The 15,765-nt window shown below is 48.4% G+C and carries 11 protein-coding genes; 7 read left to right on the top strand and 4 right to left on the bottom strand.

All coding sequences use genetic code 11. From position 1 onward, the window contains the following. The first annotated feature begins 9 nt into the window (after positions 1 to 9). Entirely contained in the window at positions 10 to 987 is a 978-nt protein-coding gene (locus ACIQZ3_RS06705; RefSeq protein ID WP_397391520.1) for a homoserine kinase, read from the top strand. Next, a complete protein-coding gene (locus ACIQZ3_RS06700) occupies positions 984 to 1,766 on the top strand; it encodes a BPSS1780 family membrane protein (RefSeq protein WP_397391518.1) in 783 nt (260 codons plus the stop codon). The genes ACIQZ3_RS06705 and ACIQZ3_RS06700 overlap by 4 nt, the downstream gene beginning before the upstream one ends. 8 nt (positions 1,767 to 1,774) lie before the next feature. Here the strand turns inward: ACIQZ3_RS06700 and ACIQZ3_RS06695 are convergent, their stop codons facing one another. After that, a complete protein-coding gene (locus ACIQZ3_RS06695; protein WP_397391554.1) occupies positions 1,775 to 4,162 on the bottom strand; it encodes a UvrD-helicase domain-containing protein in 2,388 nt (795 codons plus the stop codon). Between the two features lie 24 nt (positions 4,163 to 4,186). On the opposite strand from ACIQZ3_RS06695, the gene ACIQZ3_RS06690 reads away from it, so the two are divergent. Both ACIQZ3_RS06690 and galU read left to right on the top strand, forming a co-directional pair. Continuing rightward, a complete protein-coding gene (locus ACIQZ3_RS06690; protein ID WP_397391516.1) occupies positions 4,187 to 7,078 on the top strand; it encodes a valine--tRNA ligase in 2,892 nt (963 codons plus the stop codon). 13 nt (positions 7,079 to 7,091) lie between these two features. After that, positions 7,092 to 7,982, top strand: coding sequence for a UTP--glucose-1-phosphate uridylyltransferase GalU (gene galU / locus ACIQZ3_RS06685; RefSeq protein ID WP_397391514.1), 891 nt, complete (start codon positions 7,092 to 7,094; stop codon positions 7,980 to 7,982). A 90-nt stretch (positions 7,983 to 8,072) separates the two neighbouring features. Here the strand turns inward: galU and ACIQZ3_RS06680 are convergent, their stop codons facing one another. Both ACIQZ3_RS06680 and alaS read right to left on the bottom strand, forming a co-directional pair. Then, positions 8,073 to 8,300, bottom strand: a complete 228-nt coding sequence (locus tag ACIQZ3_RS06680; protein ID WP_041485182.1) for a sulfurtransferase TusA family protein — start codon at positions 8,298 to 8,300, stop codon at positions 8,073 to 8,075. Positions 8,301 to 8,308: 8 nt separating this feature from the next. Continuing rightward, on the bottom strand, positions 8,309 to 10,933 hold the full coding sequence (gene alaS, locus ACIQZ3_RS06675) for an alanine--tRNA ligase (RefSeq protein ID WP_397391512.1): 2,625 nt from the start codon (positions 10,931 to 10,933) through the stop codon (positions 8,309 to 8,311). Positions 10,934 to 11,046: 113 nt separating this feature from the next. Here alaS and ACIQZ3_RS06670 point away from each other — a divergent pair, with 113 nt between their 5' ends. The 3 genes from ACIQZ3_RS06670 (at position 11,047) to ACIQZ3_RS06660 (ending at position 14,886) form a co-directional block, all read left to right on the top strand. Beyond that, positions 11,047 to 11,508, top strand: a complete 462-nt coding sequence (locus ACIQZ3_RS06670) for a tripartite tricarboxylate transporter TctB family protein (protein WP_397391510.1) — start codon at positions 11,047 to 11,049, stop codon at positions 11,506 to 11,508. 19 nt (positions 11,509 to 11,527) lie between these two features. Beyond that, a complete protein-coding gene (locus ACIQZ3_RS06665; protein WP_397391508.1) occupies positions 11,528 to 13,030 on the top strand; it encodes a tripartite tricarboxylate transporter permease in 1,503 nt (500 codons plus the stop codon). A gap of 83 nt (positions 13,031 to 13,113) precedes the next feature. Next, positions 13,114 to 14,886 (top strand): glutamine--tRNA ligase/YqeY domain fusion protein, encoded by a 1,773-nt coding sequence (locus ACIQZ3_RS06660; RefSeq protein ID WP_397391505.1) that lies wholly within the window; start codon positions 13,114 to 13,116, stop codon positions 14,884 to 14,886. On the opposite strand, the gene ACIQZ3_RS06655 is transcribed toward ACIQZ3_RS06660, so the two are convergent. After that, positions 14,867 to 15,754: an SDR family oxidoreductase gene (locus ACIQZ3_RS06655; protein WP_397391503.1), complete on the bottom strand. Its 888-nt coding sequence runs from the start codon at positions 15,752 to 15,754 to the stop codon at positions 14,867 to 14,869. The genes ACIQZ3_RS06660 and ACIQZ3_RS06655 overlap by 20 nt on opposite strands. Positions 15,755 to 15,765 lie beyond the last annotated feature (11 nt).

The following is a 15,765-nucleotide window of genomic DNA, read 5'->3' as shown; positions in this document are numbered from 1 at the left end:
TCTTTAGTCATGGCTGTCTTCACCCCCATTGAATTAAACGATATCTCCGCTTGGATTTCAAATGATTTTGATATTGGGCAGGCTAGCGATATTCGTGGAATTCATGGTGGTATTGAAAACTCTAATTTCTTTCTTGATACCGAAAAAGATGGCAAGAAACAAGAATATGTTATGACTATTTTCGAAAGGCTATCAGCAGAGCAACTTCCCTACTACTTAGAGTTAATGCGCCACTTGGCTGATAAAGGCATTGCAGTACCTAAGCCTCTTGAAAATAAACAAGGGCAAATTCTATTTACCCTCAAAGGCAAACCCGCAGCGATTGTGAGCAAGCTTCCAGGCCTTTCCAGACTGGCGCCTGAAGCAAAGCATTGCGCCTTAGTTGGTGAAAACTTGGCAAAGATGCATTTGGCCAGTAGCGACTTCAAACGCACTCAAGAAAATCTACGTAGCCTGTCTTGGTGGCAAAAAACAGTTCCGCAAGTCTTGTCGCATTTAAGTGATGCGCAAAAAGAATTACTCATAACTGAGCTTGCCACTCAAGAACAATTCTTTGCCTCTGCAGCCTATGCATCACTGCCACAAGGGGCAAGCCATTGCGACCTGTTTAGAGATAACGTGCTGTTTGACCCCCAGGGTGCGAGCGATAGTTCTCAAGACCAGCTTGGCGGCTTCTTCGACTTTTATTTCGCCGGAACAGATAAATGGTTATTTGATTTGGCGGTGACCGCAAATGATTGGTGCCTTGCTGAAAACAAACAAGACTTAGACCCCGCTTGCTTTAAAGCGCTAATGGATGCATATCAATCCGTTCGCCCACTCAGCAAGGAAGAACAAGCGAGCTGGCCCCTCATGATTCGCGCTGCAGCCCTTCGTTTCTGGATTTCACGTCTGTGGGATTTTTACTTGCCACGTGATGCGCAAATGCTCACACCACATGATCCTCGTCATTTTGAAAATATTCTCTTAAGCCGCAAAGCAATATGAAACTAAACTCTGTCGCCCCAAAAGAAGGTTACACCTGGATACGTCAAGGCATTTGGCTGTTCAAACAAAACCCTCTGGGTTTTTTGATGTTGGTATTCATGTATGTATTTGTGGCGCAGCTAGCAGTGCTCGTACCGGTGATTGGTGTTTTTGCTGTCTTATTACTCACGCCCACTTTGTCAGTTGGTTTTATGACTGCGTGCCGCCAAGCCATTCAAAAAGAACGCATTCGTCCGTCGGTATATGTCATTGCCCTGCAATCCTCGCCATTAATTCGTAAACGCATTTTGCAATTAGGCTTGGTATATGCGGCACTCATTTTGGCCCTGAGTTTTATCTTAAGCATGTTAGTGGACTTTGAATTACTCATTCCACTCATGACGAACGATAAGCCCATCACTCCAGAAGTAGTTCGTCAGATTTATCTGATTCTTTTTTTTGGCGGCTTGCTATATATCCCGGTAGCAATGTTGACGTGGTTCTCTCCCGTACTCGTTGCTTGGGCTGATATGCCAGTAGCGCAAGCGCTCTTTTCTAGCGCCATTGCTTGCTGGGCAAATCGTGGTGCATTCTTTTTGTATATCGCCATTTGGGGTGCGGTATTAATTGCAATCCCCTTAACGATTGGCTCTATTTTTGATGCACTAGATTTAGGTCAAGCTGCCTCATTCATCATCGCCCCCATTTCTATGGCGGGATTGACAGTAATGCATTGCTCCTTCTTTGCCACTTGGAAAGCCTGCTTTGCTGAAAAAGAATCAGCAACCTTAATTGCCTAGGCGGTTGCTTAGTCTATCGCTGCAAGCTTAGCAATACTGAGCTGTAACCATTTGACGCCATGGCGCTTGAAGTTCACTTGAGCACGCGCATCCGCATCATTACCCTCTAAGCCGGTCACGCGCCCCTCACCAAACTTGGTATGAAAGACATTCTGGCCGATAGTAAATGGATAGTTGCCGCGTGGCGGTGATGCCATTCGGGTAACGGAAGTTGAGGCAGAGCCTACGCGGCCAATTTGTCTTGCAGGTCGCTCACGCTCATTGCCAGAATCAAAGAAGTCATTCGATCCAAACTCGCGCTGACGGGTGTAACCATCTTGCCAAGTAGATCCTGAGCGCCCGCCATTTCCACCAGTAGTACCGCCCCAGCGAGCATCTTTTACTTTTGGAGTAAGCCATTTCAGCGAGTCCGATGGCAACTCTTCCAAGAAACGAGATGGCATGTTGTAACGCACTTGGCCATGCAACATCCGTGATTGCGTATGGGAGAGGTAGAGACGCTCCTTGGCGCGGGTAATCGCAACATACATCAAACGTCGCTCTTCTTCTAAACCATTCTGTTCGTTGATGCTGTTCTCATGTGGGAACAAGCCCTCTTCCAAACCTGTAATAAAGACGGAGGTGAACTCTAAGCCTTTAGCTGAGTGCACTGTCATGAGCTGAACGGCGTCTTGACCTGCCTGAGCCTGGTTATCACCAGCCTCAAGCGATGCGTGCGAGAGGAATGCCGCCAATGGTGAGACCTCCACTATACCAGGGGCATTTTCGCCTGGTAGTGTGGCTGCAGTGGCATCTTGGCCATAACCCTCTTCCGCAATAAATGCGGTCGCCGCGTTAATTAATTCTTGTAAGTTTTCTACGCGGTCTTGACCTTCGCGCTCTGAGAGATAGTGCTGAATCAAACCGCTATGTTGAATCACGAACTCCACCGTCTCCGGCAAAGTATTGTGGCGAGTAGCTTCACGCATGTGATCTACTAAGCGCACAAAGCCACCTAAAGCTGCGCCCGCTTTGCCATCCAATGTGGACGCGGCCAAATACAAAGAACCGTTTTGCGCACGCGCTGCATCCTGCACAGCTTCAATCGATCTCGCCCCAATACCGCGTGTTGGGAAATTCACTACGCGTGAGAAAGAGGTGTCGTCATTTGGATTTTCCAAAAGACGGAGGTAGGCTAAAGCGTGTTTAATTTCAGCGCGCTCGAAGAAGCGCAGTCCACCATAAACACGATAGGGAATCGCTGCAGAAAATAAGGCATGCTCAATGATGCGTGACTGGGCATTACTTCTATAGAGCAAAGCAATTTCAGTACGCTTGATGCCGCTATTCACCAAGGCTTTGATTTCATCTACAAGCCAAGCGGCTTCTGCATGATCGCTCGGTGCATCATAGATGCGGACTGGCTCACCATGACCTGCATCGGTGCGCAGGTTTTTACCAAGGCGATCCGTGTTGTTGGAAATGAGATAGTTTGCGGTATCTAAGATGTGGCCATGCGAGCGATAGTTTTGCTCAAGCTTGACCATCAACGGGTGATATTGCTTTTCATAGAGGCGCATATTCTCCACATCTGCGCCACGGAAAGCATAAATACTTTGATCATCATCGCCCACTGCGAATACCGCACTGCTTCCCATGCCGCTGACATTAACGCGACTAGCATCATGGCCAGAGAGTAATTTGAGCCAAGCGTATTGCAAAGCATTGGTATCTTGAAACTCATCAATCAAGATATGGCGGAAGCGTTCTTGGTAGTGCGTGCGAATCGCTTCATTATGTTTGAGTAATTCATAGCTACGTAACAAGAGTTCGGCAAAGTCGACTACACCTTCACGCTGGCACTGCTCATCGTACGCTTCGTACAACTGAGCCATCTTGGCCTGGAAGTCGTCCCCTAGAGAGAGTTCTTTGGCGCGCTGACCACGCTCTTTGGCATGCGCAATAAAGTATTGCAACTGCTTAGGAGGGTACTTCTCGTCATCGACCTTTAAGCCCTTCAAAAGGCGCTTAATGGCAGAAAGCTGATCTTGGGTGTCCAGAATCTGAAAAGTGGACGGTAAACCCGCCTCTTTGTGATGTGCGCGCAGCAAACGGTTGCAAAGACCATGGAAAGTGCCAATCCACATGCCCCGGGTGTTGATGGGCAACATGGCACTTAAGCGCAACATCATCTCTTTAGCGGCCTTATTGGTGAAGGTCACCGCCAAGACACCAATAGGCGAAACCTGGCCCGTTTGGATCAACCAGGCTATACGGGTCGTGAGGACGCGGGTCTTTCCGCTACCAGCGCCAGCCAAAATCAGGGCTGACTGGGCCTGGCCATTTTCATTTACTGGCGGGAGGGTCACTGCCTCGCGTTGTTCTGGATTAAGGTTTGCGAGTAGGTCTGAGTACATCGCCCCAATTATAATTTGCCTCATATGCCAAATGCTTCGAATACCCCTAATTCATCAGCGGCTAGCTCCTTAGACGAACTAGCCAAATCCTACGAACCCGCCCCAATTGAAGCTTATTGGGGTCCGGAATGGGAGCGCCGAGGCATTGCCGACGCCACCCTAGATGAGGGCAAGGGAGATTTCTCAATTCAGTTGCCGCCACCGAATGTGACCGGCACCCTGCACATGGGTCACGCCTTTAACCAAACCATCATGGATGGCTTGGTGCGTCATGCCCGCATGTCTGGCAAAAATACCCTATGGGTTCCAGGCACAGACCATGCTGGTATCGCCACTCAAATTGTTGTTGAGCGCCAGCTCGATGCACAGAAAGTTTCTCGTCACGATTTAGGCCGCGAGAAGTTCTTAGAAAAAGTCTGGGAGTGGAAAGAAACTTCCGGCAACACCATCACTCGTCAGATTCGCCGCTTAGGCGCTTCGATTGATTGGGGTAAAGAATATTTCACAATGGACAGCAAGATGTCCAAAGCAGTTGTCGAAGTTTTTGTTCGTTTACATGAGCAAGGCTTAATTTACCGTGGCAAACGTTTAGTGAACTGGGATCCGGTTTTAGGAACTGCAGTTTCCGATTTAGAAGTAGTGAGCGAAGAAGAAGATGGCTCAATGTGGCACATCCGCTATCCATTAGCAGATGGCTCCGGACACCTGACCGTTGCTACCACTCGCCCAGAGACCTTATTGGGTGACGTTGCCGTCATGGTCAACCCAGAAGACGAGCGCTACAAACACCTCATTGGTAAGTCAGTACAACTGCCGCTATGCAATCGCGAGATTCCGATTATTGGGGACGACTATGTTGATTTAGCTTTTGGTACCGGTGTAGTGAAAGTGACACCTGCGCACGACTTCAACGACTATGCCGTCGGACAACGCCACCAATTGCCACTCATTAATATTTTGACACTCGATGCCAAGATTAATGAAAACGCACCGGCTGTTTATCAAGGACTTGAGCGTTTTGCTGCACGCAAACAAATCGTTGCTGATTTAGATGCTGCCGGTTTATTGGAAAAAGTACAGCCACATAAATTGATGGTGCCACGCGGCGATCGCACTCAAACCATCATTGAGCCAATGCTCACTGACCAATGGTTTGTTGCAGTATCCAAACCAAGCCCTGATAACAAATATCAACCAGGCTCATCTATCGCTGGCGCTGCATTAGATGCCGTTACCAAAGGCGATATCAAGCTTGTTCCAGAAAATTGGATTAGCACTTACACGCAGTGGCTAGAGAACATTCAGGACTGGTGCATCTCTCGTCAACTCTGGTGGGGCCATCAAATCCCAGCCTGGTATGGCGATGATGGTCAGATCTTTGTAGCCCGCTCTGAAGGGGAAGCTAAAGCCAAGGCTGTTGCTGCCGGTTACAACGGTCAACTGAATCGCGATCCAGACGTCTTGGATACTTGGTTTAGCTCAGCACTTGTGCCATTTAGCTCATTAGGTTGGCCAGAAGAAACACCTGCGCTCAATCACTTCTTACCATCCTCGGTACTGGTAACCGGCTTTGACATTATTTTCTTTTGGGTAGCCAGAATGGTTATGATGACTTGCCACTTCACCGGCAAGGTTCCGTTCAATACCGTGTATGTGCACGGTTTAGTACGTGATGCGGAAGGTCAGAAAATGAGTAAGTCCAAGGGAAATACTTTGGACCCAATTGATTTGATTGATGGCATCAAGATTGAAGACTTAGTTGCCAAGCGCACTACCGGCTTGATGAATCCAAAGCAAGCTGAAAGTATTGGCAAGAAAACCAAGAAAGAGTTTCCGGAAGGTATTCCTGCGTTTGGTACGGATGCCCTGCGCTTTACCTTTGCCTCACTCGCATCACTGGGTCGCAACATTAACTTTGACCAGAAACGCTGCGAGGGCTATCGAAACTTCTGCAACAAGCTGTGGAACGCTACCCGCTTTGTTCTCATGAACTGCCCCGGCAATGATGAAGAGAATGGCTTTGCGCCATGTGACAACCAATGCGGTCCAGAAGGTTATCTCGACTTTTCAGAGGCGGATAAATGGATTGTTTCTTTATTACAAAGAACGGAGGCCGATGTTGCCAAGGGCTTCCAGAACTATCGCTTTGACAATATCGCTACCAGCATTTATCAATTTGTTTGGGATGAGTATTGCGATTGGTACCTGGAATTAGCAAAGGTTCGGTTGCAAACTGGTACCCCTGCACAGCAACGCGCCACTCGTCGCACGCTACTTCGCGTTTTAGAAACTATCTTGCGCATGGCGCATCCGCTCATTCCGTTCATCACTGAAACCCTCTGGCAAACCGTCGGACCTAAAGTAGGTAAAGGGTTGGCCAAGCAAGATAAGCAAACGATTGCCCTGCAGCCATATCCTGTTGCTCAACTCGATAAGGTTGACGAGCAAAGTGAAGCTTGGGTTGCCCAAATTAAATCAATTGTGGACGCTTGCCGTAATCTGCGTGGCGAGATGCAAGTCTCTCCCGCACTCAAAGTGCCCCTCTGGATTAGTGGGCCGCAAGACTTCTTGAAAAAGGCAAGTCCATATTTAACTGCATTGGCTAAGTTATCTGAAGTCAAAATCTACGATGACGAATCTGCTTTAGAGAGGGACGCCCCAGGCGCACCAATGGCCTTAGTTGGCAACCTCAAGCTATTACTCAAAATTGAAGTAGATATAGCAGCCGAGAGAATTCGTCTGGGCAAAGAAATTGAACGTTTGGCCAACGAAATCACTAAAGCACGCAGCAAGCTTGGCAATGAGAGCTTTGTGGCTCGCGCTCCAGAAGAGGTTGTTGCCCAAGAGAAACAGCGTCTTGCCGGCTTTGAGCAAAACCATGAGAAGCTTGTTGCACAATTAGAACGTCTTAAATAAGAACGGATTCTCCATGACATTACATTTCAAATCCAAAAAGGTAACCAAGGCTGTATTTCCGGTTGCTGGATTTGGCACACGTTTTTTGCCAGCCACTAAAGCAAGTCCGAAAGAGATGCTCAATGTTGTGGATAAACCGCTCATCCAATATGCGGTTGATGAAGCCATTGCCGCCGGCATTACTGAATTAATTTTTGTTACCGGCCGCAGCAAACGCGCAATTGAAGATCACTTTGATAAGGCTTACGAATTAGAGGCGGCCCTTGAAGCCAAAAACAAGCAAGAACTCCTGCATCTCGTGCGTAGCGTCAAACCAGACAATGTTGATTGCGTATATATACGACAATCCGAACCATTGGGCTTAGGGCATGCTGTTTTATGTGCCGAGAAGCTGGTAGGTGATGAACCTTTTGCAATCATTTTGGCGGACGATCTGTTGGATGGATATCCTCCAGTGCTTTCTCAAATGCTAAAAGTTCATGAAGAGCAAGATGGCTCAGTATTGGCTGTTGAAAAAATTGATCCCTCCAGGAGCGGCTCCTATGGAGTTGTCTCAGGAAATGAGGTCAGCAAAGGGATCTACCGCCTCGATGGCATCGTTGAAAAACCAAAGCCAGCTGATGCCCCCTCCAATCTTGCGGTGGTAGGACGCTATGTACTCTCATCTAAGATCTTTGATCATATTCGCAATGTAAAGCCTGGTGCCGGTGGAGAGATCCAACTCACCGATGCTATTGCCGCCTTACTCAAGGAAGAGCCTGTATTTGCATACGAATACGATGGCGTGCGCTATGACTGCGGAAGCAAGCTAGGCTATCTCAAGGCTTCAGTGGAATTTGCTTTGCGCCACCCAGAGGTGAGCGCTGAGTTCGCAGCGTATTTAAAGAGCCGCTCTTTAACCTAGGCTTCACAATGAATCTCCAAGAGGAGAAAAGCAAAAAAGGCAGAAATCACTTTCTGCCTTTTTCTTTGGTGCTGAGAGTTCCAGCGCAACTTATCTTCTCTTGAGGAAGAAAACCAGTACATCACCCTCTGTAGTGCTTGATAGCAGTTCATTACCAGTCTGCTTTGCAAACGCAGGAAAGTCATGTGCCGCACCAGAATCCGTTGCCTTCACTTTCAGCACTTCGCCAGACTGCATTGTGGCTAAAGCTTTCTTGGTACGCAAAATTGGGAGTGGGCAGTTCATGCCAATAGCATCTACCTCGAGATTGAATTCGATAGCATCACTCACTTAGAGGCCACCCAATCTTTCACACCAGCTAAGGCCGCGCCCAGCTTGCTTGGGTCTGTACCGCCAGCCATCGCCATCTCTGGCTTGCCGCCACCTTTACCACCCACTTGCTGAGCCACAAAGTTCACCAAGTCGCCTGCCTTTACTTTAGCAATCGAATCTGCAGTCACACCAGCAATCAAACTCACCTTATCGCCCTGCACAGAAGCCAAGACAATGGCAGCTGTTTTCAACTTCGCTTTCAAGGCATCCATGGTTTCGCGTAGAACTTGCGCATCAGCACCATCTAAGCGCGCCGCCAATACTTTTAGCCCGTTGACATCGATTGCTTGTGTAGCCAATTCATCACCTTGGCTAGCAGCCAGTTTGGAATTCACTTTATCCAACTCACGCTCAGCCTGACGCAAACTCTCTTGCAACTGGGCAACACGATTCACCAAATCACCTGGATGGGTTTTGAGAATCGTCGCTGCCTCGTTAATCTTGTCCTCTAAGCCTTGAAAGAAGTTCAATGCGTTTCTACCAGTGACTGCCTCAACGCGACGGATCCCAGCTGCAACACCGCCCTCAGAAACAATCTTCAAGCCACCGATGTCGCCCGTACGTCCAACGTGGGTTCCACCGCATAACTCTTTAGAGCTACCGATTTCAAGCACGCGCACCTCGTCACCATACTTCTCACCAAAGAGCATCATGGCACCAGTTTTTTGTGCGTCATCCAAAGACATGACTTTTCCGGAAGTAGCAGTATTAGCCAAAATCTCGGCATTCACAATATCTTCTATCCGACGAATTTCTTGTGCAGTGATAGGTGCGTTGTGAGTAAAGTCAAAGCGAGTTTTGCTCGCATCAACCAAAGATCCTTTTTGCTGCACATGGTCGCCCAATACTTCACGCAATGCCTTATGCAAAATATGTGTAGCACTGTGGTTACGCATCGTTTCAGTTCTTTGCTCGATATCCACTAAGGCGCTGATTGCATCACCTACCTTGAGTTCGCCCTCTTGCACTTCACCTTGATGCCCAAAAACATCCGCCTGAATCTTGAAAGTATCTTCAACTGCAAAACGCACTGCTTCGTTGCGTAACTCGCCCTTATCGCCAACCTGCCCACCAGACTCGGCATAGAAAGGAGAGTTATCTAAAACGATCACTGCAGCATCACCAGCTTTGACAGACTGCACAGCAGAGCCATCAACATAGAGCGCGGTTACTTTGGCGCCTTCATGTTTCAAGGTGTCGTAGCCGTGGAACTGAGTTGGTTTGTCGGAATACTCTAAGCCTTGAGCCACCTTGAACTTACCAGCAGCTCTTGCTTGATCGCGCTGCTTTTGCATAGCTAAATCAAAGCCTTCAGCATCAACCGTGACATCGCGCTCGCGGCACACATCCGCAGTCAAATCCAATGGGAAACCAAAGGTGTCGTGCAAACGGAAAGCGGTTTCACCATCAACCGTCTTGGCGCCACCAGCAAGCGCGCCCTCCAAAATTTCCATGCCATTGGCAATCGTCTGAAAGAAGCGTTCTTCTTCCCGCTTAATCACTTCACTGACTTTATCTTTTGCTGCCTGCAACTCTGGATAAGCTTGACCCATCTCTTTTACAAGAGCAGGCACGAGTTGATAGAAGAACGATTTGCGTGCACCTAATTTATAGCCATGACGAATTGCACGGCGTGTGATGCGACGTAGGACATATCCACGACCAGCATTACCAGGAATGACACCGTCCACCACAATAAAACTACATGCACGAATATGGTCTGCAATGACTTTAAGTGACGGACTTGTTGGATCGCAATTCTCACCACCGGCCGCATCAACAGCTTCTTTCGCTGCTTTGAGTAAATTAACAAAGAGATCGATCTCATAGTTAGAGTGCACATGCTGCAGAACTGCGGCGATACGCTCAAGACCCATGCCGGTATCCACGCTAGGCTTAGGCAATGGATGCATATTGCCCGCTTCATCGCGATTGAACTGCATGAATACGTTATTCCAAATTTCGATATAGCGATCACCATCTTCATCAGGACTTCCCGGAGGGCCACCCGCAATGTGAGGACCATGGTCGTAGAAGATTTCAGTACAAGGACCGCATGGGCCCGTATCACCCATCATCCAGAAATTATCTGAAGCGTAACGAGCACCCTTGTTATCGCCGATGCGAATAATGCGCTCTGCTGGAACGCCGATTTGCCTATTCCAAATCTCATAAGCCTCATCGTCTTCCGCATAGACGGTAACGAGCAGCTTTTCTTCCGGCAGTTTGAATACTTCTGTCAATAAGCCCCAGGCAAACTGAATAGCATCCTTCTTAAAGTAATCCCCAAAGGAGAAGTTACCCAGCATTTCAAAGAAGGTGTGATGACGGGCTGTGTAGCCGACGTTATCCAAGTCATTGTGTTTGCCGCCAGCACGAATACATTTCTGGGCGCTTGTAGCGCGGTTATAGGGGCGCTTATCAAAACCTAAAAAGACGTCCTTAAACTGGTTCATCCCTGCATTGGTAAATAACAGGGTTGGGTCGTCTCCAGGCACCACAGGGCTGGAAGGGACAATTTGGTGGCCTTTTTGGGCGAAGTAGTCCAGGTATGCCTGGCGAATTTGGGAGACTTTCATGCGAATAATTATCGCATTGGCACTAGTCAGGGGCAAACCCCCCTCAATACTGCCTTACAATCCTGTAACATCAATAAATAGATCGGCGCTTACGTCGATATAAGGAGTTCAACTTGAAAATTCGCAATCAACGGGATTTTGGCGCTGGAATCATGTACATGGTTATCGGCATATTCTTTACAGTGATAGCCACGCAGTACCCAATGGGCACTGCCGCCAAAATGGGGCCAGGTTACTTCCCCTTCTATCTCGGCATTCTGATGACCTTGTTAGGACTTTTAGTACTCGTTAAGTCCATGGGCGCTAAAGCTGCAATTGAGTCCATCCCCAAGTTCAACTGGAAGATCATTGCGCAAATTACAGGTTCTGTAGTGCTCTACGGTTTTTTATTGCCACGCATGGGCTTCTTGGTGGCTATGGTGGTCCTGGTACTAGTTTCTGCCAGCGCCAGCAAAGAGTTCACATGGAAAGGCTCCTTGCTCAATGCAGGCTTCTTGGTGATCTTTACCTATTCAGTGTTTGTTGTGGGTCTCAAGCTTCAGTTCCCACTCCTGCCTGTATTCCTACAACAATAACGAACCGGGACTCTGAAAGATGGATTTATTTGCTAACTTAGCCCTCGGTTTTGATACCGCCTTTACTTTACAAAACCTGCTCTATTGCCTTATCGGCTGTATTTTAGGCACCTTGATTGGTGTTTTGCCAGGCCTAGGCCCGATCGCAACAATTGCGATGTTGTTGCCAGCGACCTATGCATTGCCCCCAATCGCTGCTTTGATCATGTTGGCTGGTATTTATTACGGCTCCCAGTACGGCGGCTCTACAACTGCAATTTTGCTCAATATCCCAGGGGAAACGTCCTCGGTGGTTACGGCGATTGATGGCTACCAAATGGCTAGAAATGGTCGAGCGGGCGTAGCCCTCTTTACTGCCGGCATGGGCTCATTCTTTGCTGGTTGCGTTGCTACATTGGTTTTGGCTGCTTTTGCTGCCCCACTCTCTCAGCTAGCCTTTAAGTTTGGTCCTGCCGAATACTTCTCCCTAATGGTTTTGGGGTTAATTGGTGCGGTCGTTCTGGCCTCAGGCTCTTTGATCAAGGCGATCGGCATGATCATCTTGGGCCTTTTGATGGGCTTGATTGGTACCGACGTGAACTCAGGCGTATCCCGCTATGCATTTGACATCCCTGAATTGAGTGACGGTATTGGCTTCGTAGCCGTTGCAATGGGCGTGTTTGGTTTTGCAGAAATCATGGGCAACCTTGAAAAAACTGGTGATGACGAGGGCTTCCTCAATAAACTTACCAGCATGATCCCAACCAAGACTGATGTGAAGCGAATGATTCCTTCAATCTTGCGTGGCACCACTATCGGTTCGATCCTGGGAATTCTGCCAGGCGGTGGTGCGGCTTTAGCAGCGTTTGGTGCTTACTCAGTTGAAAAGAAATCCTCTAAGTACAGCCATGAGTTTGGTAAAGGTGCGATTGAGGGTGTAGCAGGCCCTGAAGCAGCAAACAATGCTGCAGCCCAAACCTCTTTCATCCCATTACTCACTTTGGGTATTCCACCAAATGCGGTGATGGCTTTGATGGTTGGTGCAATGACGATTCATAACATTCAGCCAGGCCCACAAGTGATGACCAGCAACCCAGCTTTGTTCTGGGGTCTGATCGCATCCATGTGGATTGGTAACGTGATGTTGATTCTCTTGAACTTGCCACTTATTGGTATTTGGGTAAAGCTCTTGAAGATTCCTTATCGCTTCCTCTACCCAGCGATTCTGGTGTTCTGCTGTATCGGTGTTTACACCGTAAACAACACCGTATTTGATGTCTATGTAACTGCAGGCTTTGGCTTGATTGGTTACTTATTCTTCAAACTCGGTTGCGAACCGCCTCCATTGCTGCTCGGCTTCGTGCTTGGGCCAATGATGGAAGAGAACTTCCGTCGCGCCCTATTGTTGTCACGCGGTGATTTCACAACCTTCGTAACCCGCCCACTCTCCTTAGGATTGCTCATCGCAGCAGCCCTCTTGGTTGTGATCGTGGCTCTACCAGCGGTTAAGAAAACCCGTGAAGAGGCTTTCGTAGAAGATTAATTCTCGAATGCTTCCCAGAAACGAGCCCGCAGCAGTTTGCGGGCTTTTTCTTTATTGGCGGGTCTTTTCTCTACAATGGGCGCATGTCCCAAGATAGCAAACCCTCTAAATCGCCTGCCAGCACAGTTGCTGAGCCCTCCAACTTTTTGCGCCAGATTATCGATCATGACTTGGCGAGTGGCGCCTACCAGAACCGTAGCGATCGCAGCGGTCAAGCTATCCCCTCCATCATTACGCGTTTTCCACCAGAGCCTAATGGCTATCTCCATATTGGTCACGCTAAAAGTATCTGTCTGAACTTTGGCTTAGCCGCTGATTACAACAATCAAGCGGGCGGTGCACGTTGCAATATGCGCTTGGATGACACCAATCCAGTTAAAGAAGATATTGAGTACGCCGACAGTATTTTGGACGCCGTTAAATGGCTCGGGTTTGATTGGGGTACACACCTTTATCACGCAAGTGATTACTTTGACCAACTCTATGAGTTTGCAGAAATTCTGATTCAGAATGGCAAAGCGTATGTGGATAGTCAAAGTGCGGATGACATTCATACCAATCGCGGCAACTTTGGCCAAGCTGGAAAAAATAGTCTTTACCGTGACCGCACTCCCGATGAGAACCTGGCTTTATTCCGCGAGATGCGTGATGGTAAATTTAAAGACGGTGAACATGTTCTGCGGCTGAAGATTGATATGGCGCATCCGAATATTGTGATGCGTGACCCCGTGGTTTATCGCATTCGTCACACTGATCACCACCGCACCGGTAGCAAGTGGTGCATCTATCCTTTGTATGATTTCACGCACTGCATTTCTGATGCACTGGAAAATGTTTCACACTCTATCTGCACATTGGAATTTGAAAATAATCGTCCGCTCTACGACTGGATCGTAGCCTCATTAGCAGAACTAGGGATCTTCAAAACTCCAGTTCCACATCAATATGAATTCGCCCGCCTCAACTTAACTTACACCATCACCAGCAAGCGCAAGTTACTGCAATTGGTAGAAGAAAAACAGGTTGATGGCTGGGATGATCCACGGATGCCAACGATTGTAGGTATTCGTCGTAGAGGTTATACGCCTGAGAGCATTCGATTGTTCTGTGAGCGCATTGGCGTCTCCAAAGCGGATAGCTGGATCGATATGAGCACCCTAGATCAAGCACTACGGGATGACCTTGAAGCCAAGGCCCCGCGTGCCACAGCGGTTCTTAAGCCACTCAAACTCGTGATTGAAAACTTTGATGTATCTGCGAGCGAAACTTGCTCAGCTCCGCGTCATCCACAACATCCCGAGTGGGGCAATCGCGAGTTTCATTTCACAAAAGAATTGTGGATCGAAGAGGATGACTTTATGAAAGAACCTGTTAAGGGATTCTTTAGACTGTATCCACCGATTGGTAATCAAGCCGGTGGACGCGTACGCTTACGACATGGCTTTGTGATTGAGTGCACTGGCTTTGAAGTAGATGCCAATGGCAATGTGATTCAAATTAACGCGACTCACTTCCCTGATAGTAAGAGCGGCACCCCCGGCTCCAATAATTACAAGGTGAAGGGCAATATTCATTGGGTCAGCGCAGCAGAAGCTGTGCCAGCACAAGTGCGTCTTTATGACCACCTGTTTAATGATCCGCATCCGGATGGTGGTGATAAGAATTTCCTTGATGCTATCAACCCGAATTCCAAACAAACAATTACTGCCTACCTAGAGCCTTGCATGAAGGACTCTAAAGCAGAAGATCGGTTCCAGTTTGAGCGTCACGGTTACTTTGTTGCAGACCAAAGCGATTCCAAACCAGGTCAACCGGTATTCAACCGCACGGTTGGCCTTAAGGATTCTTGGAAATAGTTTTCAGAAACTCTGCGACGCTGGGATAGCGTAGCGGGGTTTTTAATTCTGCTAGTCGTGTATTTGTAACGCGTCGCGACTCCCGCATAAAAGACCACAGCATCGGGGATACGATTTTCTCCAACTGCTCAGCCGGCAATCTTGGTGGTCGATTCAAACCAAACGCATTAGCCACTTCATCAAAGTAATCACCCATTTTGGTTTCACCACCGTCACAGGCATTAATGACACGCTGTGGTTTACCGTGATACACGGCGGCACAAATCAACCTTGCTAAATCATCACTCTGAATATGGTTTGAGTAGGCATCCTCAGATGCAATTAAGGCAGGCGTGCCCGCCTGAATACGCTCAACTGGCAGTCGGTCGGCAGCATAGATGCCCGGCACACGCAGAATGGTGAGCACTACGCCGTGAGCAGGGGCCCAAAGACCCAGGCAATTTTCTGCATCTACCCGCCGCTTGGCTCGCTCGCTTTGGGGATTCACGGGCGTCACTTCACTCACTCTGCCACCCGCATGATCGCCATATACACCGGTGGTGCTCACATAAATCAAGCGCCCAACAGTATCTAAGCCTTGGGATAAAATTCGTAGGAGGTTGCGAGTTCGGTAATCACGATGACCTGTATTTTGGGGTGGTGCCAAGTGGATTATGGTTTGTGCCAATCCACTTAAGCGCCACAAGCTATCGGGCTTATCCAAATCCCCCAAAATCGGAATCGCGCCAACCGCTCTCAACTCCTGAAAACGTGCTTTCTGGGAAGTTAGGGCATACACGCGATGACTTCGAGCAAGCTGCTTAGCAACACGTAGGCCAATGTCGCCGCAGCCAACGATCAGGATTCGAGATTTACCAAAAGATTGCATAGGTCACATCG

The sequence above is a fragment of the Polynucleobacter sp. genome (assembly GCF_044342855.1).
GTDB lineage: Bacteria > Pseudomonadota > Gammaproteobacteria > Burkholderiales > Burkholderiaceae > Polynucleobacter.
Note: the sequence above shows the minus strand (reverse complement) of the source record. Positions and strands in the feature narration are given on the sequence as shown.